Source organism: Nocardioides nitrophenolicus, assembly GCF_016907515.1.
Classification (GTDB): Bacteria; Actinomycetota; Actinomycetes; order Propionibacteriales; family Nocardioidaceae; genus Nocardioides; species Nocardioides nitrophenolicus.
This window is the reverse complement of record NZ_JAFBBY010000001.1, coordinates 1,150,218-1,169,677: the sequence shown is the minus strand read 5'-3', so window position 1 is coordinate 1,169,677 and position 19,460 is coordinate 1,150,218. Positions and strand designations below refer to the sequence as shown.

Sequence of the window (19,460 nt, the reverse complement as noted above, 5' to 3'; positions counted from 1 at the left end):
CGCCGGTGTCGGTGGGTCTGCTGGGGGAGCGGTCGCGACGTCGATTTCGTTACAGGGTGGCCGCGAGAACCTGGCAGCATCGCGCCCGTGACCCTCACCCTCACCGACCTTCTCGTCGCGGACCGGCCCGATTCCTGGCGGGAAGTGGGCTTCGCCGTCGACGGCGACGTCTGCCGGGTCGGCGCGGTGCGGATCCGGCTGGTCGGTCCGCAGCACGGCACCGGCATCGTCGGCTGGGCGCTGGGCGGAGTGCCGGGCGACACCCGTGACGTCGACGGCATCCCCACGACGCCCGCGCCGGCCGACCCGCCCGCCGCGGCGCAGGCGCCGACGCACCCCAACGGGGTGACCCACCTGGACCACGTCGTACTGCTCTCACCCGACCTCGCCCGGACGGGGGCGGCCCTGGGCGCCCTCGGCCTCGACGTACGACGGGAGCGGGCCGGCGCCTTGGGCGGGACGCCGATGCGGCAGCTGTTCTACCGGCTCGGCGAGGTGATCCTCGAGGTGGTCGGCTCGCCGGAGACCGCCGGTGCGGGCCCGTCCTGCCTGTGGGGACTGACCCACGTGGTGGCCGACATCGACGCGGCGGCCGCGCTGCTCGGGGAGCGGACCGGGCCGGTGAAGGACGCCGTGCAGCCCGGGCGGCGGATCACGACGGTGCGCGGCCGCGACCTGGGGCTGTCGGTGCGGACCGCGCTGATCTCGCCCCACCTCCGCCGCCAGGACCGACAATGACGCGATGAGATCACGCATCGGGGCAGTGACGACCATCCTGACGACCCTCGCGCTCGCCGGCTGCGGCGGTGGCGACGACCCCGTCGGCGGTACGCCGAGCCGGACCCCGTCGCCCACCCCCACGCCCACCGGGCAGGCCGACCAGCCCTGGCGGACCCTCGACGGTCCCCTCGGCCGCTGCGGCCCGCAGCCCGCCGACGTCGCGGACGCCGGGTTCACGCCGACGACCCTGACGGACCCGGAGGTCGGGAGCATCGCTGCGGTGACCGCGGGCAGTGGCAGCACCGTCGCCGTCCTGCTCCACCAGACCGACGGCAACGGGCTGTGCGGCTGGCTCCCGTACGCCGCCGACCTGGTCGCCGAGCCGGGGCTGCGGGTGCTGGCGATCGACCTGTGCGGCTACGGCGAGTCGGAGTGCACGGGCGATCGCACCGGAGCGCACCAGGTGGACGCCGTCGAGGTCGCGCTGGCCGAGGCGCGCAGGGACAGCAGCCGCGTGGTGGTCGTGGGCGCGTCGATGGGTGGCAGCGTCGCGCTGATGACGGCCGCCACCGACGGCGACCTCGCCGGGGCCGTCGACCTGTCCGGCCCGGTCGACTGGGACGGCATCGAGGTGGTCGACGGCGGTCGGGAGCTGAAGGTGCCGGTGCTGGTGGCGATGGCCGACAGCGAGGGTGCGGACCAGGTCGACGCGGCGCGGGAGATCGTCGAGCAGGCGCCGGAGGGCGGCCGGTTCGTCGGGGCCGAGTCCGGGCACGGCTACGACCTGCTGCTCGACGCGGACGCCCGGCCGCTGCCGCTCGCGAGGACGGTCGGCGACTGGATCCGCGGCCGGCCCTAGTCGCGACGCTGCAGCACGACCCAGCCGAGCGCGACGCCGAAGCCGGCGAGGATCGGCCCGATGATCGAGAAGGTGTTGGAGGTCTCGTCGCCGATCACACCCCAGGACAGCAGCGTCCAGTAGCCACCGACGATCAGGAGTGCCAGCGCGGGCGGCAGGCCGAGGAGCAGCCGCTGCCAGCGCGGCCGGGTGCCGTAGCGGTCCTGGTCCATGGCCCCAACCTACTTGGAGCACTCTCCAAGGCGCCTTGGACCGACTCACATGGCCAGGGCGGTGTGACGGGTGCCACGCTGCTGGAGGCCACCCGTTGTGGCGCTGCATGGGGCGGCGCCGGCCTCGGACGAACGGGAGACATTCCGTCATGTCGCACGACCAGACGACCGACCGGCGAGCCGGAGGTCTCACCCGGCGCTCCTTCGTCGGCTACGTGATGGGTGGGACCGGCCTCGTGGTCGCGGCCGACCTCGCGCTCGGCGCCGCGCCCGCGCAGGCCGCGGGACTTCCGATCCCGTCGGTGCCGCAGGTGCCCGAGATCTACGACCTCAACGACTTCCTCACCCACTGCACCCTGCCGACGTCGGGCCTGATCGCGATCCACGTCGACGAGGCGGGCGACGCGCACTTCGCACTGCCGCGGATGGAGGTCGGGCAGGGCATCACCACCTCCACCGCGATGATCATCGCCGAGGAGCTGGACCTGCCCGTCGAGCGGGTGCACGTGACCCTCGCGCCGGCCCGCAAGGAGCTGTTGTTCAACCAGCTCACCGGTGGCTCCAACACGACCATCTCGACGTACACCCCGATCCGGGTCGCCGCCGCCGTCGCCCGCAAGGCGCTGCTCGACGCGGCCGCGGTCCAGCTCGGCGCGCTCGTCACCACGCTGCGCGTCAAGGGTGGCGTGATCTACGACCTGCTCGGCAACGCCCTGCCGTACGGCGAGGCCGCGGCCCTCGCCGCGCCGGCGACGACCAAGCAGGTGAAGGTCGAGCTGAAGTCGCTCGCGGACCGCACGGTCGTCGGTACGCCGCAGCGCCGCCTCGACGCGCTCGACGCGGTCACCGGGCGCAAGCGGTTCGCGATGGACCTCGACGTACCCGGCGCGCTGCCGACCATGGTGTGCCGGGCGCCCGACCTCAACGGCACGGCCGCGGCGATCCGCAACCGGGCCGCGGTGGAGGCGATGCCGGGCGTCACCCACGTCGCGATCATCCCGACGGGCGTCGCGGTGCGGGCGAGGACCTTCGGGCAGTGCATCGACGCGGTCCGCGCGCTGGACGTCGAGTGGAAGGCCGGCACCGTCGCCGGCAGGTCGTCCGACGACATCCTCGCCGAGCTGCGCCGGGCGCAGCTGCCGCTGGCGGTGCCCAAGCTCGGCGCGACCACCGTCGAGGGCGACTTCGTCTTCCACTTCCGCAGCGGCTCGGCGCTGGAGCCCAACTGTGCGATCGCCGACGTCCGCGACGGCGCGGCGACGATCTGGGGCGGGCTGAAGTCGCCGATCGACGCGCAGTCCAAGGTCGCGAAGGCGCTCGGGCTGCCGCAGGCGAAGGTGACGGTCAACGTCGTGCAGGGCGGCGGCTCCTTCGGCCGCAAGCTGTTCAGCGACTCCGCGATCGAGGCGGCGCACGCGTCGAAGGCCTTCGGCGCGCCGGTGAAGCTGATGTGGCATCGCGCCGACGAGCCGCGCCAGGGCCGGGTGCACCCGATGGCCACCTCGCGGGTGCGGGCCACGATGCTGCTCGGCAGCGTGGTCTCCTTCGAGCAGCGGCACACCTCGGTGTCCACCGACTTCACCCACGGGCTCGGGGAGCGGCTCACCGCCGAGGTGGCCGCGCTGCCGACCGGGCTGGCCAATCTCGGCTTCTCCGAGACGATCTTCCTGCTCAGCCAGGAGCTGCCCTACAACTTCGGCGTCGTCACCCAGCTGCTCAACGAGTCCAACCAGGACGTCGACCGGTTCAACACCAGCTCGGTGCGCAACATCTACTCACCCGACGTCCGCACCGCCAACGAGCTGATCGTCGACCAGCTGGCGGCGAAGCTGAAGCTGGACCCGGTGGCCTTCCGGCTCAAGTACCTCAAGAGCGGGATCGTCAAGAAGGTGCTGCGCAGGGCTGCCGAGCTCGGTGACTGGGGCAGGCAGATGCCGGCCGGAACCGCGCAGGGGATCGCGATCCACAAGGAGTACAAGGGCGCGACCGCCGTCCTCGTCGAGATCGACTGCCGTCCCGAGACGGTGAACCGCAAGGTCCGCGATGCCGTGACGGGCCCTCGCGTCACCAAGGCGACGGTCGTCGTCGACTGCGGGCTGGCGATCAACCCGCTCGGGGTGCAGGCGCAGATGATGGGCGGCTTCTCCGACGGGATGGCGCAGGCGCTGAGCTACGGCAACCACCTCGTCGACGGCCACTTCCTCGAGGCCAGCTGGGACAACTCGGCGTACACCCGGCAGTGGAACACGCCCTTCGAGTTCCACTGCGAGGTCGTCGACTCCGACCGCGAGGAGCCCGGCGGGGTCGGCGAGGCCGGCGTCGCGGCGTCGATGGCCGCCGTGGCCTGCGCCTACGCGCGGGCGACGGGCACGATGCCGACCGAGTTCCCGATCAACTTCCACGCCCCGCTGCACTTCGAGCCGAAGCCGTTCGTCCCGTCCGTCCCCGAGTCGCCGACCAACGGCCTCGACTACCTCTCCTGAGGATCCGCCATGCCGAAGCACACCTTCCAGCTCAACGGCGAGACCGTGACGGTCGACGTCGAGGACGACGTCCGCATCCTGTGGGTCCTGCGCGACGTCCTGGGCGTCACCGGGCCGAAGTACGGCTGCGGGATCAACGTCTGCAAGGCCTGTACGTCGCACCTCAACGGCAAGGCGTTCAACCCCTGCTCGGTCCCGGTCGGCGCCATCGGGCCCGACGACGAGGTCACCACCATCGAGGGGCTCGCCGACACCGCGCCCGGCGACGGGCTGCACCCGATGCAGGACGCCTGGCTCGCGCACGACGTCGCCCAGTGCGGCTACTGCCAGCCCGGCCAGATCATGGCGGCGGTCGCGTTGGTCGACCGGGTGCGCGCGGAGCGGCGCGCGATCACCGAGGACGACCTCGACTCGATCCGCAATGTCTGCCGCTGTGGCACCTATCCGCGGATCCGGGAGGCGATCAGGGCCGGCGCCGCGGGGATGTAGCGCGCGATCACGACATCCGCACCGCCCGGACGGCGACCAGCAGCTCCACCACGTCCTCGAAGCGGTGCAGGTCGGCGCCGGTCTTCAGCGCGATCCGCTCCAGGCGGTAGTAGACCGTGTTGACGTGGACGTGCAGCGCCCGCGCGGCCTCCTTCGCGTTGAGGTCGTGTGCGACGTACGCCTCGAGTGAGTCCGCATAGGTCCCGTCGGCGGCCAGGTCGTCGCCGAAGAAGCCGAGGATCTCGGGCCGGACCAGCTTGCGAACGGTGGGGTCGGGCCGGCGGACCAGATAGCTCAGCGGCGAGATGGCGTCGAAGGCGAGCAGGCCGGGGCGGCCCTCGAGGGTGTCGTGGGCGAGCAGCGCCTCGCGGTAGGCGTCCGGCGCGGCGTCGTACCCGCCGTGCGGGAGGCTGGTGCCGATCATCGCGTCGACGCCGGTCGCGGCCAGCTCCTTGGCGACCCGCTGGACGTCGGCGTCGAGGGGGACCAGGCCGACCAGCTCGTGATGGCGGACCACGTACATGCCGGGCGCGTGCGCGGCGAACGCCGGGCGAGCGGCCGGTCCGGGCGTCGCCACGATCGCGACGTACGCCGGGTCGACCCCGCCCAGGCCGACGTGGGCGAGCGTCGTGCGGTGCTGGTCGAGCAGCGGCTGCCCGTCGAGGAGCCGCTCGAGGGTGTCGCGCTGGGTGCGCTCGAGGTCGGCGATCAGGTACTGCTGCGCCTCGTGGTACGCCGCCGCGGCGGCGGAGCTGCCGACCTCGATGGTGCGCATCACGTGGGAGACCAGGGTGATCAGCACCGCCTCCCGCTCGGCGCCCTGGGCGGGATACGCCTGCAGGCTCTCCCACATCCTGAGCTGGCCGATCCGGAACGCCTTGAGGAAGTCGGCCAGCGGCACGCCGACCTCGACCCGCTTCTGGGCGTGACCGGTCGTCTGGGGGAAGTCGGCGAGGTCGGGATCGCGGCCCTCGCGGACGGTGCGGGAGAAGACCGCGAAGATCTGTCGGCAGTGTGTGGTTACCTCACCTTCGAGCCCACTGGTGCGGTACGCCGGCACCGCCGCCCAGATCGCTCGGGTGGCGTCGGCCGCCAGGTCGTCGAGGCGGGCCTCGAACCACTCGGCCAGGCGCAGCCGGTCGAACTCGGGGGTCGTGAGGAGTGGGGAGTCATGAGGAGGGTCGAGAGCAGGATCGAGAGGGGAGGTGAGAGAGGAGGGAGCGTCCGAGAGCATCCGTCGACGGTAGCCACGCGCAGGCTGGTCTTCCGTTGGTGCGACGAGGCGCTCAGCCGAGCGCGAGCTTCACCGCGACCAGGACCATGGTGGCCGCGATGACCAGCTCGAGCACCTGCCAGGACCGGGGGCGGGCGAGCAGCGGGGCGAGCAGCCGAGCCCCGAAGCCGAGGCCGCCGAACCAGAGCAGGCTCGCCAGCGCCGCGCCGACGCCGAACCACCAGCGACCGGCCGGCTCGCCGCCGTCGTGCGCGGTGGCGATCGAGCCGATGAGAAGCAGCGTGTCGAGGTAGACGTGCGGGTTGAGCCAGGTCAGCAGCACGGTGCGGGTGACCACGCTGCGCCGGGTCTCGGTCACGGTGGCGACGGTGCCCGTGGCGCCACTGGTTCCGCCGGTGCCGTTGGCGGCGGCCAGCGACTCCGGCCGGGCGGCGCGGCGCAGCGAGCCGACGGCGTACCAGAGCAGGAAGGCAACGCCCAGCCAGCGCACCAGCACCAGCGCCCAGCCGGTCTCGTCGACGAGCGCGCCGACGCCGGCGATGCCGGCGGCGATGAGGATCGCGTCGGACGCTGCGCAGATCAGCACGACGACGCCGACGTGGGAGCGCAGCAGGCCCTGCCGCAGGACATAGGCGTTCTGCGCGCCGATCGCGACGATGAGGGTCGCCGTGGTCAGCAGGCCGGCGAGGGCGGGGGCAAGCACGGGCTCGAACCTAGGCGGCGCCGCGGGTGAAGAACAGCGAATCTTCCTTCACGAACATGAGCACAACTTAAGATCGACTCCATGCGCTTCGACCCCGCTCAGCTCGAGACGCTCGTCGCGATCACCGAGGAGGGCACCTTCGAGGCGGCGGCGCGCCGGCTGCACGTCACCGCGAGCGCGGTGAGCCAGCGGGTGCGGGCGCTGGAGCAGGCGGCCGGCCAGGTCCTCGTGCGCCGCACGACGCCCGCTGCCGTCACGCCGGCGGGGGAGCCGCTGGTGCGGCTCGGCCGCCAGCTGCGCCTCCTCGGTGCCGAGGCCGCGCTCAGCCTCGGCGGTGACGAGGTGGTCGAGCTCGCGGTCGCGGTCAACGCCGACTCGCTGGCGACCTGGTTCCGGCCGGTGCTCGCGGCGCTCGCCCACCGGCCGAGCACGGCGCTGCGCCTGCACGTGGAGGACCAGGCATACTCCGACGACCTGCTGCGTCGCGGCGAGGTGCTGGCGGCGGTCACCGACGAGCCGCGCCCGGTGCAGGGCTGTGTTGTCGAGCAGCTCGGCGGCATCCGCTACACGCCCGCGGCCGCGCCGTGGCTGGTCGAGCGGCACCGCCGCGGGCGCGGCGTCGACTGGGCGGCCGTGCCGCTGGTGGTCTACAACGAGAAGGACCACCTGCAGGACGACCTGCTCGCCGAGCACGGCGCCGGCCGCCCGCCGGTCGTGCACCGGGTCCCCAGCACCGCCGACTTCCACGAGGCGATCCGGTGCGGTCTGGGCTGGGGGATGCTGCTCGACCCCCAGCTCGCGGCCAGCCTGGCCGCCGAGGAGGTGGTCCGGCTGCCCGGCGCCCGCCCGGTCGTCGTCCCGCTGTACTGGCAGCGGTGGCGACTGGACAGCCCGGCGCTGGCCGCGCTCACCGACGACGTACGCCGGGCGGCGCGGGTCCTGCGGCCGGTGTCGGCGGTGGCGTCTAGGAAGGAGCCATGACCGATGTGTGGCCGTTCGTGCGCCAGGAGCGCCTCGCTCTGCTCGCCGACCTGGAGTCGCTGACGCCCGCGCAGTGGGAGGCGCCGTCGCTGTGCGCCGGCTGGACGGTGCACGACGTGCTGGCCCATCTGGTCGACGTCGCCAAGACCTCGGTGCCTCGGTTCGCGCTGACCATGGCGCGGGCCCGGTTCGACTTCGACCGGCAGAACCAGGACGGCGTCGACCGCGAGCGCGGCGCCACCCCCGCCGAGACCCTCGAGCGCTGGAGGGCCGCCGTCGACCTGCGCCGCTCGCCGCCGGCCCCGCGGGTGACCCGGGTGGTCGAGGAGATCGTCCACGGCGAGGACATCCGCCGCCCGCTCGGCATTGCCCGCGCCTACGATCACGAGGCCGTCGCCGCAGCCTTCGCCTGGCAGGTGCGGACCTCGGAGTCGATGGGCGGCACCCGGCGCACCCTCGCCGGGTTGACCCTGGCCGCGACCGACGCCGACCTGGTCCACGGTGAGGGTCCGCGGGTCGAGGGGCGGGCGCTCGACCTGCTGCTGGTGTCGGCGGGACGCACGTCCGTCCTCGACCAGCTCGGCGGGCCGGGCGTGGCCACGCTGCGCGAGCGATTCGCCGAGCGCTGAGGCGGTCCGGGCCGGTCGGCCGGCGCCGGTGGGAGCACGTGGACCGCTCAGGCCTCCGCTGTCGCCTTGATCTCGCTGAGCGTCTGTCGCATCCCGTCGCGCAGCGACGCCGTGAAGGCGTCCATCCCGCCGAGGAAGCCTTCCGTCAGCTCCCGCGAGAGCTCGGAGATGCCGTCCGGGGTGTCCCGGCGCTGGGTGAGCAGGGTGCCGGTGCCGTCGGCGGCGGGAGCGAGGTGGAAGGACCACACCGCCCAGTTCTCCTCGATCCGGAAGGCGATCTCCTGCTCCGGCTCGAACCGGAGGATCCGGGCGTGGGTGGTCCACGTGAGCTCGCCGTGCTGGTTGCGGTTGGTGAAGGCGACGTCCGCGCCGGGCTCGGTGCCGTCCTTGATCCGGGTGGAGGTGACCTGCGGGCTCCACTCGGCCATCCGGCGTACATCGCTGACGAGGGCCCACACGGTGGCGGGCGGGGCGTCGATCTCGATCGTGTCCTCGAGCTGGTCCATGCCGGCGACGGTAGCCGCGATCGCGATTTACGTCCAGTCGGTCGTATAGTTTGTCGGGTGACGGGCGAGGCGGGCAGCACGGACGGGCGGCGGGCGCGCGGTGACGCGACCCGGCGCCGGGCGGCGCGTTGCGCCGCCGACATCGCGACCACCCACGGGCTCGACTCGATCTCGGTGGGCGGGCTCGCGACGGCGACGGGACTGAGCAAGAGCGGGATCCTCACCGTCTTCAGCACCCGCGAGGCGATCCAGGTCGCCGCGGTCGCCGAGGCCCGTCGGGTGTACGTCGACACGGTGATCGCCCCGGCCTGGGGAGCCGCGCCCGGGCGGGACCGGCTCGCGGCGCTACTCGACGCGTGGGTCGCCTACCAGCGGGCCGGGGTGTTCCCGGGAGGGTGCTTCGTGGCGGCCACGTCCGCCGAGTTCGGGCGCCGCGAGGGTCCGGTCGCGGAGGCCGTCCGCGCCCTCAAGCGCGAGTGGCTCAACCTGCTCGAGCGCGAGCTCGCCGCCGCCGGGGTGGCGGACCCGGCCGAGGGCGCCTTCCGGATCGACGCCTACCTGGTCGCCGGCAACACCCGGCGCCAGCTCTTCGGCGAGGACGCGCAGCTGGAGGTGGCCCGCCGGCTCGCGCTGGCGGTGCTGGACTGACGGCCCTCGGCCCACGGGACGGAATCCGCTCGCGCCCGCCCGGCGCCGGGGCGGATACTTCCGCCATGCCCTCCACCAGCCAGCTCGCCGCCTTCGCGATCGCCTCCTTCCTGTTCATCCAGGTCCCGGGGCCGAGCCTGCTGTTCACCATCGGCCGCGCGCTCACGGTCGGGCGCCGCGACGCGCTGCTGTCGGTCGTCGGCAACGCCCTCGGCCTGGTCGCGCAGGTGGTGCTGGTGGCGGTCGGGCTGGGGGCGGTGGTGGCGGCGTCGGCGACGGCGTTCACGCTGCTCAAGCTGGCCGGCGCGGCGTACGTGATCTACCTCGGCGTCCGCGCGATCCTGCACCGCGCCGACGCGCGTGCCGCGCTGGAGGCGGTCGGCGTCGGTACGCCAGTCGCGCCCGGCAGCGGCCTCGCCTCGGTCCGCACCGGCTTCGTCGTCGGCGCGACCAACCCCAAGACGATCGTGTTCTTCGTCGCCTTCCTGCCGCAGTTCATCGACGGCGGCGCGCCGGCCGCGCCCCAGCTGGTCCTGCTCGGCCTGCTCTTCGGGGTGATGGCGGTGTGCTCCGACGGATGCTGGGCGCTGCTGGCGGCCCGGGCCCGCGACTGGTTCGCCCGCAAGCCGACCCGGCTCGACTCGCTGGGCGCCGCGGGCGGCGTGATGATGGTCGGTCTCGGAATCACCCTCGCGACCGCCGAGAGTCACTAACCTGGGAGGCGATGCGCACCGATCCGGCCGCCTGGCCGGGCGCCGCCGTCACGGTCAACGGAGCCGCCCGGGCGCTGGTCGGCGCCCAGCCGCCGGTGACCGCCCTCGACTGGCTGCGGGGCCTCGGGCTGACCGGAGCCAAGGAGGGCTGCGCCGAGGGGGAGTGCGGTGCGTGCGCGGTGCTGCTCGCTCGGCCCGGGGTCGACGCGCCGACCGAGTGGACCGCGCTCAACGCCTGCCTGCTCCCGGCGGCCGCCCTGGCGGGCCAGGAGGTGCTCACCGCCGAGGGACTCGGTACGCCGGAGGCGCTGCACCCGGTCCAGCACGAGCTGGCGGTCCGGGGCGGCTCCCAGTGCGGCTACTGCACGCCCGGCTTCGTGTGCAGCATGGCCGCCGAGTACTACCGCCCGGGCCGCGACTCCTTCGACCACCACGCGCTCTCCGGCAACCTGTGCCGCTGCACCGGCTACCGCCCGATCGTCGACGCCGCCGAGGCGCTCGGTCCCGCCGCGCCCGACGACCCCCTCGCCCGCCGTACGACGAGCGCCCCGCCGCCCGTCCCGCCCCAGCGCAGCGCAGGCTGGGTCCGCCCGACGAGCCTCGACGAGGCCCTGACCGTCCTCGCCGAGCCCGGCGCGGTCGCGGTCGCGGGCTCGACCGACCTCGGGGTCGAGGCCAACCTGCGCGGCGCGCGGCCGGCCCTGCTGGTCGCCATCGACCGGCTCGACGAGCTGCGCGGGCTGCGCGTCGCCGACGACGTGGTCGAGATCGGTGCGGCGCTGTCGCTGAGCGAGGTCGAACGCCGGCTCGCGGGCCGGGTCCCCTTGCTGGACGCGGTGTTCCCGCAGTTCGCGTCCCGGCTGATCCGCAATGGCGCGACCTTCGGCGGCAACCTCGGCACCGGCTCGCCGATCGGCGACCTGCCGCCCGCGCTGCTCGCCCTCGACGCGGAGGTCGTCCTCGTCTCCACGGTGGGGGAGCGCACCGTCCCGCTCACGACCTACTTCACGGGCTACCGTCGCAGCGTCCGCCGGCCCGGTGAGCTGGTCGCGCGGGTCCGGGTGCCGCTGCCCCTGGCCGCGACCACGGCCTTCCACAAGATCGCCAAGCGCCGCTTCGACGACATCTCCTCGGTCGCGGTGGCCTTCGCGATCGACCTCGACCCGTCGGCCCGCACCGTGCGGCGCGCGGCGATCGGACTCGGGGGAGTGGCCGCGACGCCGATCCGGGCGAGTGCCGCCGAGCAGGCGCTGGTCGGCGCCGCCTGGACACCCGACGGCATCGCGCCCGCGGCGGCCGCCCTCGCCGCCACCGGCACGCCGCTCGACGACCACCGTGCCAGCGCGGCCTACCGCACGGCGATGCTGGCGCGGGCCCTGCCTCGGTTGCTGGCGACGACGGTCGATGAAGTCGAGGAAGGAGCGCGGTCGTGAGCGTCGGCGAGAGGCGCCCCCACGAGGCGGCGGCCCTCCACGTCACGGGCCGTGCGCTCTACACCGACGACCTCGCGCTGCGTGCGCCCGGCGTCCTCCACGCCCACCCGGTCCAGGCGCCCCACGCCCACGCCCGCCTCATCGGCCTCGACCCGGCGCCGGCGTACGACATCCCCGGTGTGGTGCGGGTGCTGACCGGCGCCGACGTCCCCGGAGTCAACGACTCCGGCACCAAGCACGACGAGCCGCTGTTCCCCGACGAGGTGATGTTCCACGGTCAGGCGGTGGCCTGGGTGCTGGGCGAGACCCTGGAGGCCGCTCGGCTGGGCGCGGAGGCGGTCGCGGCGGCGTACGACCCGCTGCCGTCCCTGGTGACCATCGCCGACGCGATCGCCGCCGACTCCTTCCAGGGCGCGCGCCCGACGATGGAGCGCGGCGACGTCGAGGCCGGGCTCGCCGCCAGCGCCCGGGTGTTCGAGGGCGTCACCGAGCTCGCCGGGCAGGAGCACTTCTACCTCGAGACCCACGCCTCCTTCGCGCGGGTCGCCGACGACGGCCAGGTGCTCGTGCAGGCGAGCACCCAGCACCCGACCGAGACCCAGGAGATCGTCGCCCACGTGCTCGGCCTGGCCAGTCACCAGGTCACCGTCCAGTGCCTGCGGATGGGCGGCGGGTTCGGCGGCAAGGAGATGCAGCCCCACGGGTACGCCGCGGTGGCGGCGCTCGGCGCGACGCTGACCGGGCGTCCGGTGCGAGTGCGGCTGACCCGCCAGCAGGACCTGACGATGACCGGGAAGCGCCATGGCTTCCACGCCACCTGGCGGGTCGGCTTCGACGACGACGGCCGGCTGCGGGCGCTCGACGCGACCCTCACCTCCGGCGGCGGCTGGAGCCTGGACCTCTCCGAGCCGGTGCTCTCGCGGGCGCTGTGCCACGTCGACAACGCGTACTGGATCCCCCACGTCCGCGTCGCCGGCCGGATCGCCCGCACCCACACCACCTCCCAGACCGCCTTCCGCGGCTTCGGCGGGCCGCAGGGGATGCTGGTGATCGAGGACGTCCTCGGGCGGTGCGCCCCGGCGCTCGGTCTGGCGCCCGAGGAGCTGCGCCACCGCAACCTGTACGCCGAGGGCCAGGCCACGCCGTACGGCCAGCCGGTGCGGCATGCCGAGCGCCTCGCCCGGGCCTGGAAGCAGGTGCTCGACACCAGCGAGTTCGCGGTGCGGTGCAAGGAGGTCGAGCGCCACAACGCCGGGAGCCCCCACCGCAAGCGGGGGCTGGCGATCACGCCGGTGAAGTTCGGGATCTCGTTCAACTTCACCTCGTTCAACCAGGCGGGGGCGCTGGTGCACGTCTACAAGGACGGCTCGGTGCTGATCAACCACGGCGGCACCGAGATGGGCCAGGGGCTGCACACCAAGATGCTGCAGGTCGCGGCGACGGCGCTGGCCCTGCCGGTCGAGCGGGTCCGGCTGGCGCCGACCCGCACCGACAAGGTCCCCAACACCTCCGCCACCGCGGCCAGCTCGGGCGCGGACCTCAACGGCGCGGCGGTCAAGGACGCCTGCGACCAGATCCTCGCGCGGATCGCGCCGGTCCGCGAGCGGCTGGGCCCGACCGCCGCCTGGGACGACCTCGTCCGGCAGGCCTACCTCGACCGGGTCCAGCTGTGGGCGGCGGGCTTCTACCGCACCGAGGGCCTGTCCTGGGACGCGACCACGATGACCGGCCATCCGTTCAAGTACTTCGCCTACGGCGTCGCCGCCGCCGAGGTCGAGGTCGACGGCTTCACCGGTGCCTACGACGTGCGCCGCGTCGACATCGTCCACGACGTCGGCGACAGCCTCTCGCCGCTCAGCGACCTCGGCCAGGTCGAGGGCGGCTTCCTGCAGGGACTGGGCTGGCTGACGCTCGAGGACCTGCGCTGGGACAGCTCCGACGGACCCGGCCGTGGGCGGCTCGCGACCCAGGCGGCATCGACGTACAAGCTGCCGAGCCTGTCCGAGCTGCCCGCCGACCTGCGGGTCACGTTCCTGGATCGGGCGACCGAGGACGGCGTGGTCTACGGCTCCAAGGCGGTCGGGGAACCGCCGCTGATGCTTGCGTTCTCCGTGCGCGAGGCGCTGCGCGACGCGGTCGCCGGGTTCGGCCCGCCAGGGGTGAGCGTCGAGCTCGCCTCCCCGGCGACACCGGAGGCGGTGTGGTGGGCGATCGAGCGGGTCAGGAGCTGAGCATGGACTGGCTGCGCGCGCTCCAGCACCTCCGCGACACCCGCACCCCTGGCGTGCTGGTCACGATCACCGAGGTCCGCGGCCACGCGCCGCGTGCGGCCGGTGCCAAGCTCGTCGTCTCGCCCGACGCGACCTGGGGGAGCATCGGCGGCGGCAACCTCGAAGAGGTCGCCGTACGACGGGCGCGGGTCCTGCTCGCCGATCCCGCCGCCGCGGCCCTGACCGAGCGGCACGACCTCTCCGACCGGGCGCCCGCCGAGCACGGCGTCCAGTGCTGCGGTGGCGAGGTGACGCTGCTCTACGAGCCCGTCCCGGTACGACGGGCGGTCGCGGTCTTCGGCATGGGCCACGTCGGCTTCGAGCTGGCCCTGCTGCTCAGCCGGCACGACCTCGAGCTGCACCTCGTCGACTCCCGGCCCGACCAGCTCAGCGACGCGCGGCTCGCTCCGCTGCGGTCGGGGCCGGCCGACGTACACATCCACCAGGTGCCGGTGCTGCCCGAGCTGGTGGTCGCCGACCTGCCGGCCGGAGCCGACGTCCTGGTGCTCACCCACGACCACGCGGAGGACCTCGCCCTCCTCGACGCCCTGCTCCGCTCGGACCGGCCGGGCTCGATCGGGCTGATCGGGTCCAGCGCGAAGTGGACCCGCTTCCGGGCCCGCCTCGCCGAGCTCGGCCACGACGAGCCCGTGCTCGGCCGGGTGCGTACCCCGATCGGGGCGCCGACGGTCACCGGCAAGGAGCCCGCCCGGATCGCGCTGGCCGTCGCTGTGGAACTGCTCACGGAGGCGGGCGCCCGCGTTTGAGGGTAGGGGGCCGCGGTTAGGTTCAACCTTCAACGGCCCGCTCACGCTGCGGGCCGACCGCGCGTAAGGACCCCCCACCTTCCATGAGCTACCCCCCGCCGCCCCCGCCCCCGCCGCCGTACGCGCAGACCTGGCCGGTCCCCGGTGGCCCGCCGCCGAAGCGGCCCCGGACCGGCCTGACGCTGGCGCTGCTCGCCGGTGGCCTGGTCCTGGTGCTCGGGGTGATCGGCGTGGTCGCCCTCGTCGTCCGGGGTGACGACTCCGAAGGCGACGACGCCCGCGAGGGCGCGCACCAGGCGTCGTGCGAGGTCTACACCGACGTCGTGCTGAACAGCGAGATCTGGGCGGCCACCGAGTTCGATCCCGACAAGGTGCAGGAGGTCTACGACGCCGCGCTCGCCGACATCACCGACGACGAGGTCGCGGCGCTCGTGGAGGAGGAGGCCACCGTCAAGGTGTCCTACTACCGCGCGCTCCGGGAGTGGAAGCAGGACGCCGAGGATGCGCTGAGCCGAGGCGAGTACCCCGAGACCACCCTGCCGCCCGAGCTCACGGCGCAGGGGACCGAGATCCAAGGCGCCCAGCGTGCGGTTCTCGAGGAGTGCCAGGACACCTTCCCGGACCGCGGGAACCAGCCGGTGCCGAAGGTCACGGCGCCGACCCTCGAGAAGCCCAGCTCGCTGGACCAGGAGTGATGGAGTGATGTCGGCTCCCCACCCGCCGGGCTGGCCCGCACCGCCGCCGGCGCCGCAACGGCGCTTCCCCTGGCTGGCCGTCCTCGGCTCGCTGAGCCTCGTGATCGTCCTGGTCGTCGGTCTCACCGTGGTCCTGGTGCTCGGTGGCGACGACGAGAAGGAGGAGCGGGAGAGCCGGTCGGAGGCGCTGCGCGAGCGGCTGCTCGAGGATTCCCGGGCGGAGCTCCCGACGACCGCCGAGGTCGAGAGCGCGGTGCCGGGCTACGACTATTCGACGGCTGTCTCCGGCGTCGGCACCCATGCCGACCTGAGCATCGCGGCGACGTACGACGCCGACGCCGAGGATCCCTGGCGGGGCGACCCCGGCAAGATCGAGGTGTACGCCGACGCGGCGCTGACCAAGCCGGTGCCGATCACGATCCTGCCGGACCTGACCTCCTCCGACGACGACCCGCACCTGGCCATCACGCCGCTGCGGGTCCAGCGGACCCACATCACGCGGCGGGACGGCGAGGCGAAGGGCACGCTGGCCGATCTCGGCACGTTCTGGAACCTCAACCCGCACGTGTACGTCGTCCAGTACCTCACGCCCGACGGCACGAAGCGGCCGCGACCCCTCGTCAGGCAGGTCGACTTCGTCGCCGAGACCACGGCGCCGGCCCAGGTCACCTCGACGGTGACCCCCGACGGCGACGCGCTGCTGCAGTGGACCCGGGTCGAGGGCGCGAGCGAGTACCTCGTCGTGCTGGAGCAGCGGCGCGCCGACCTCGACGACACCGTGCAGGTGCTCGGTCGCACGACCGAGGCGACCTGGTCGTCGGCTGCGACGAAGAAGTGCCTCCACAGCTGCACCCAGAACGAGGTGCTGAAGCTGACCACGGTCGACGGCTCGACCCAGGCGTCCCTGCCGCAGCTGGTCCCCGAGAGGGTCGACGCCCGGCTCGGCGTCGTCGCGGTCGTCGACCGCACGCCGTCGGTGATGGCGCCGATCGACTTCAACGGCCTCGAGACCCTGCCGGTCCGCTCGGACCGGACGTGGGACCAGGGAGCGGACATCGTCAACCGCGGTCTGGCCGCGCTGCCGAGCCGGTTCCTGTTCGTCTCCATCGACGGCTCCACCCGGGCGACCGGTGCGAGCGTCGATCGCGCCGAGGTGACCCGCGACGGGACCGACTGGGTGGTCCCGCTGCGGGGCCGGGGGACCCGGCTGGTGGATCCGGTCCGGATCCCCGTCGCTGCCGTCGACGACATCGACGCCGCGGTCGCGACGTTCAACGAGCGCGCGCGGCGCGACTACCCGCTCGCCGGGCTGGACGAGGCCGGCATCGTGATCCGGGCCGACCTGCCGAAGAAGCCCGCCCCGGAGCTGCCCCCGCCGGACTACCCGGTGTTCGGCAGCAACGAGCTCACGACGTTCATCGCCGAGCAGCTGATCGCGGGCGCCACGGCCATCGACCTCTCCGCGTTCGCCGACCAGCCGGGTCTGCCCGACGTCCAGGACGCGTTGAGCGAGGCGGTCTACCAGAACCCCTATGCCCTGGCGTACTTCGACACCTTCTCGTTCGACGGCACCGTGATCCAGGTCGAGGCGGCGTACTCCGTGACGGAGCTGCAGTCGCGGCAGAAGAGGATCGCCGACCGGGCCGCGGAGGTCGTGAAGAGCCAGATCTCGTCCGGGATGAGCGTGTCCGACAAGGTGGCGGCCATCAACCGCTACCTGGTGGACAACGCCGACTACGACCACGCCGCGATCGACGCGTCACCGGGCAAGTACCGTTCCGACACCCCGGCGAGCTTCCGCTACGCCTGGGAGACCGACGGGATCCTGGTCAGCGGTACCGGCGTGTGCATGAGCTACGCCTACGCCTTCCAGGCCCTCGCCGAGGAGGCCGGCATCGAGTCGGTCGTCGTCTCGGGCGAGCTGGCCGACGGCGGTGGGCACGCGTGGAACAAGGTCAAGGTCGGCGACAGCTGGCGCGCGGTCGACGTCACCTGGAACGACCCGCGCGGGCCCTGGAATCCCCAGTCGGGCACGAAGTACCTGCTGATCCGCGACGCGCAGTTCACCGGCGACGCCCTGCGCACGGAGCGGGACACCTGGATGTCCGACGCCTACCTCGGCCAGTACGCCACCCGATGAGCGCCCACTACCCGCAGCCCCGCGGCGCCTTCCAGGGCTACTGGATGGTGCCCGGCGGCGCGGTGCCCGTCTGGCTGGTCGTCGAGGACGGCGTGGTCGCGCTGCTCGCGCCGGGCGAGAGCCCGACCGGCTTCGTCGACGTCTTCCGGGTCCCGGCGCACCTCGCCGGCGTGTCCTCGGCCGCGCAGCGGATCACCGTGACCGCGGGCGGCCGGACCTACCCGGTGCTGGCCCGCCCGCTCGGTCCGGTGCTCGGCGCGGCGCTCGGCGTCGCCGGCGGCGCCGCCCATCTCGCCGCGGGCCACGGCCCCCACCTGGGCAGTACCGCGGCGCGCGCCGGCAACGTAGCCGCCGACGCCTCCGCGTTCGCCCGGCAGGGCGGCCCCGCCTTCCTCCTGGCCGCGCGGCGGTCGGGCGTACGGGTGCGCCGGGTCGGCTACGGCGTGCTGCTGGGCGTGGGGTTCGTGGTCGGCCTGCTGATCTGCGTCCTGGTCACGGTGGTGACCGTGGCGGTGCTGGCTCAGTAGGCCGTGCGGCCCTCGTGCGCCAGCCAGGCGTCGAACGGCGCGGCGGAGCCGGCCAGCCGGACCTGGCCGACCTCCATCGACCACTCCGAGCGCGGCCGGTCGAACAGCTCGTAGAACGCCCGGTCGTCGAACCCGCCGCGGGCGGCGTCGTCGCGGTCGGCGGCGTACGCCACCCGGTCCAGGCGGGCCCACAGCGAGGCGGAGACACACAGCGGGCAGGGCTCGCACGAGGTGTAGAGCACGCAGCCGGCGAGATCGAAGGTGCCGAGCGCCGTGCACGCCGCGCGGATCGCCAGCACCTCGGCGTGGGCGGTGGGGTCCAGGTCGCGGGTGACCCGGTTCTGGCCCTCGGCCACGATCGCGCCGCCGCGGACGATCACCGCGCCGAACGGGCCGCCGCCGTCGGCCACGTTGGCCGTCGCCAGCTCGACCGCGCGCGCCAGCCAGGTCTCCTCGCTCATGGGGGCCATTCAACAGGGCCGCGGTCAACCGTGCGGGTCGACGAGCCGCTCCATGACCCGGCGCAGCGCCTGGACCACCCGCTGCACGGAGCGCCGGCGCAGCGTCTCGGGCCGGGCGAGGACGTCGATCGTGCGGCTGGTGCTCAGGCCGTGGAGCGGGCGGAGCACCACGTCGTCGTCCGGGTGCGCTGAGGTGTAGCGGGGGAGCAGCCCGATCCCCGAGCCGGCGGCGACGAGCGCGGCGACCGCGCCGTAGTCGTTGACCCGGTGGACGACCTCGGCGTGGCGGCGGGTGAGGGCCGAGACGGCGATGAGGACGTCGTCGGGGGAGTAGCCGACCCGGCTGGTCACCCAACGCTCGCCGACCACGTCGCGCGGACGCAGCCGCTGGCGGGTGGCGAGCGGGTGGCCGGCGGGCAGCGCGACGTCGAGGGGCTCGCGGGCCAGGGTGACGACGTGCAGGTCGTCGGTGGGCCAGGGCGGGCTGTGCTCCATCCGGTGCGCGAGGACCAGGTCGTACTGCGCGGTGAGGGCGGGGAAGTCGCGTTGGGCGACGTCCTCGTCGGTCAGCCGCAGGTCGGGTACGTCGGGATGGGCGCCGAGCTCGCGCAGCAGCGGCCCGAACACCGCCTGTCCGGCGCTGTGGAAGCTGCTCAGCGTGACGGTGCCGCCGGGCGCCCCCTCGAACTCCTCGACCGCGCCGCGGGCGGCGGCCATCGCGTCGATGACCTCGGCGCCGGCCCGGGCGAGCACCCGGCCGGCGTCGGTGAGGGTCAGCACCCGGCCGGTGCGACGGGTGAGCGGCGTACCGAACTGGCGTTGGAGGGCGGCGAGGTGCTGGGACACCGCGGAGGGGGAGACATGGAGCGCCTCGGCCACGGCGGTGACGCTGCCGAGCGCGCCGAGCTCGCGCAGGACGGTGAGCTGGTGGACCTCCACGCCGATGACTCTACTGTGAAGCGAACACTTCAAGGATGGTGCAGGAAGTCC

The 19,460-nt window shown here is 73.7% G+C and carries 20 protein-coding genes; 14 read left to right on the top strand and 6 right to left on the bottom strand.

Features of this window, described 5'->3' with window-relative positions; translation table 11 throughout:
* The first annotated feature begins 87 nt into the window (after positions 1–87).
* Complete coding sequence (locus tag JOD66_RS05685; RefSeq protein WP_204835954.1) at positions 88–738, top strand: glyoxalase; 651 nt, start codon at positions 88–90, stop codon at positions 736–738.
* Positions 739–742: 4 nt separating this feature from the next.
* Entirely contained in the window at positions 743–1,579 is an 837-nt protein-coding gene (locus tag JOD66_RS05680; RefSeq protein ID WP_204835953.1) for an alpha/beta hydrolase family protein, read from the top strand.
* On the opposite strand, the gene JOD66_RS05675 is transcribed toward JOD66_RS05680, so the two are convergent.
* Positions 1,576–1,791, bottom strand: a complete 216-nt coding sequence (locus tag JOD66_RS05675; protein ID WP_204835952.1) for a hypothetical protein — start codon at positions 1,789–1,791, stop codon at positions 1,576–1,578. The genes JOD66_RS05680 and JOD66_RS05675 overlap by 4 nt on opposite strands.
* 149 nt (positions 1,792–1,940) lie before the next feature.
* Here JOD66_RS05675 and JOD66_RS05670 point away from each other — a divergent pair, with 149 nt between their 5' ends.
* Both JOD66_RS05670 and JOD66_RS05665 read left to right on the top strand, forming a co-directional pair.
* On the top strand, positions 1,941–4,274 hold the full coding sequence (locus tag JOD66_RS05670) for a molybdopterin cofactor-binding domain-containing protein (RefSeq protein ID WP_204835951.1): 2,334 nt from the start codon (positions 1,941–1,943) through the stop codon (positions 4,272–4,274).
* 9 nt (positions 4,275–4,283) lie between these two features.
* Positions 4,284–4,763 carry a (2Fe-2S)-binding protein gene (locus JOD66_RS05665; protein ID WP_204835950.1) on the top strand — a complete coding sequence of 160 codons (480 nt, stop codon included), beginning with the start codon at positions 4,284–4,286 and terminating at the stop codon, positions 4,761–4,763.
* A 7-nt stretch (positions 4,764–4,770) separates the two neighbouring features.
* On the opposite strand, the gene JOD66_RS05660 is transcribed toward JOD66_RS05665, so the two are convergent.
* Complete coding sequence (locus JOD66_RS05660) at positions 4,771–5,997, bottom strand: PucR family transcriptional regulator (RefSeq protein ID WP_204835949.1); 1,227 nt, start codon at positions 5,995–5,997, stop codon at positions 4,771–4,773.
* Positions 5,998–6,049: 52 nt separating this feature from the next.
* Complete coding sequence (locus JOD66_RS05655; protein ID WP_204835948.1) at positions 6,050–6,700, bottom strand: LysE/ArgO family amino acid transporter; 651 nt, start codon at positions 6,698–6,700, stop codon at positions 6,050–6,052.
* 81 nt (positions 6,701–6,781) lie between these two features.
* Here JOD66_RS05655 and JOD66_RS05650 point away from each other — a divergent pair, with 81 nt between their 5' ends.
* Together JOD66_RS05650 and JOD66_RS05645 are read left to right on the top strand one after the other, a co-directional pair.
* On the top strand, positions 6,782–7,681 hold the full coding sequence (locus JOD66_RS05650; RefSeq protein WP_204835947.1) for an ArgP/LysG family DNA-binding transcriptional regulator: 900 nt from the start codon (positions 6,782–6,784) through the stop codon (positions 7,679–7,681).
* On the top strand, positions 7,678–8,310 hold the full coding sequence (locus JOD66_RS05645; protein WP_204835946.1) for a maleylpyruvate isomerase family mycothiol-dependent enzyme: 633 nt from the start codon (positions 7,678–7,680) through the stop codon (positions 8,308–8,310). Before JOD66_RS05650 ends, JOD66_RS05645 begins: the two co-directional genes overlap by 4 nt.
* 47 nt (positions 8,311–8,357) lie before the next feature.
* Here JOD66_RS05645 and JOD66_RS05640 read toward each other — a convergent pair whose 3' ends face one another.
* Complete coding sequence (locus JOD66_RS05640) at positions 8,358–8,816, bottom strand: SRPBCC family protein (RefSeq protein ID WP_204835945.1); 459 nt, start codon at positions 8,814–8,816, stop codon at positions 8,358–8,360.
* A 57-nt stretch (positions 8,817–8,873) separates the two neighbouring features.
* Between JOD66_RS05640 and JOD66_RS05635 the strand changes: the two genes are divergently transcribed.
* The 8 genes from JOD66_RS05635 (at position 8,874) to JOD66_RS05600 (ending at position 18,009) form a co-directional block, all read left to right on the top strand.
* Positions 8,874–9,464 carry a TetR/AcrR family transcriptional regulator gene (locus JOD66_RS05635; protein WP_204835944.1) on the top strand — a complete coding sequence of 197 codons (591 nt, stop codon included), beginning with the start codon at positions 8,874–8,876 and terminating at the stop codon, positions 9,462–9,464.
* Between the two features lie 65 nt (positions 9,465–9,529).
* Entirely contained in the window at positions 9,530–10,177 is a 648-nt protein-coding gene (locus JOD66_RS05630) for a LysE family translocator (protein ID WP_204835943.1), read from the top strand.
* Positions 10,178–10,188: 11 nt separating this feature from the next.
* Positions 10,189–11,610, top strand: coding sequence for a xanthine dehydrogenase small subunit (locus tag JOD66_RS05625; RefSeq protein WP_204835942.1), 1,422 nt, complete (start codon positions 10,189–10,191; stop codon positions 11,608–11,610).
* Entirely contained in the window at positions 11,607–13,841 is a 2,235-nt protein-coding gene (gene xdhB, locus JOD66_RS05620) for a xanthine dehydrogenase molybdopterin binding subunit (protein WP_204835941.1), read from the top strand. The genes JOD66_RS05625 and xdhB overlap by 4 nt, the downstream gene beginning before the upstream one ends.
* A gap of 2 nt (positions 13,842–13,843) precedes the next feature.
* Complete coding sequence (xdhC, locus tag JOD66_RS05615; RefSeq protein ID WP_204835940.1) at positions 13,844–14,647, top strand: xanthine dehydrogenase accessory protein XdhC; 804 nt, start codon at positions 13,844–13,846, stop codon at positions 14,645–14,647.
* An 83-nt stretch (positions 14,648–14,730) separates the two neighbouring features.
* Positions 14,731–15,342: a hypothetical protein gene (locus JOD66_RS05610; protein ID WP_204835939.1), complete on the top strand. Its 612-nt coding sequence runs from the start codon at positions 14,731–14,733 to the stop codon at positions 15,340–15,342.
* Positions 15,343–15,349: 7 nt separating this feature from the next.
* Positions 15,350–17,482 (top strand): transglutaminase domain-containing protein, encoded by a 2,133-nt coding sequence (locus JOD66_RS05605; RefSeq protein ID WP_204835938.1) that lies wholly within the window; start codon positions 15,350–15,352, stop codon positions 17,480–17,482.
* Positions 17,479–18,009, top strand: coding sequence for a hypothetical protein (locus JOD66_RS05600; RefSeq protein ID WP_204835937.1), 531 nt, complete (start codon positions 17,479–17,481; stop codon positions 18,007–18,009). Before JOD66_RS05605 ends, JOD66_RS05600 begins: the two co-directional genes overlap by 4 nt.
* Here JOD66_RS05600 and JOD66_RS05595 read toward each other — a convergent pair.
* Complete coding sequence (locus tag JOD66_RS05595) at positions 18,003–18,470, bottom strand: nucleoside deaminase (protein WP_204835936.1); 468 nt, start codon at positions 18,468–18,470, stop codon at positions 18,003–18,005. The two genes, JOD66_RS05600 and JOD66_RS05595, sit on opposite strands and share 7 nt — an antisense overlap.
* A gap of 24 nt (positions 18,471–18,494) precedes the next feature.
* Positions 18,495–19,409 carry a LysR family transcriptional regulator gene (locus tag JOD66_RS05590; RefSeq protein ID WP_204835935.1) on the bottom strand — a complete coding sequence of 305 codons (915 nt, stop codon included), beginning with the start codon at positions 19,407–19,409 and terminating at the stop codon, positions 18,495–18,497.
* Positions 19,410–19,460 lie beyond the last annotated feature (51 nt).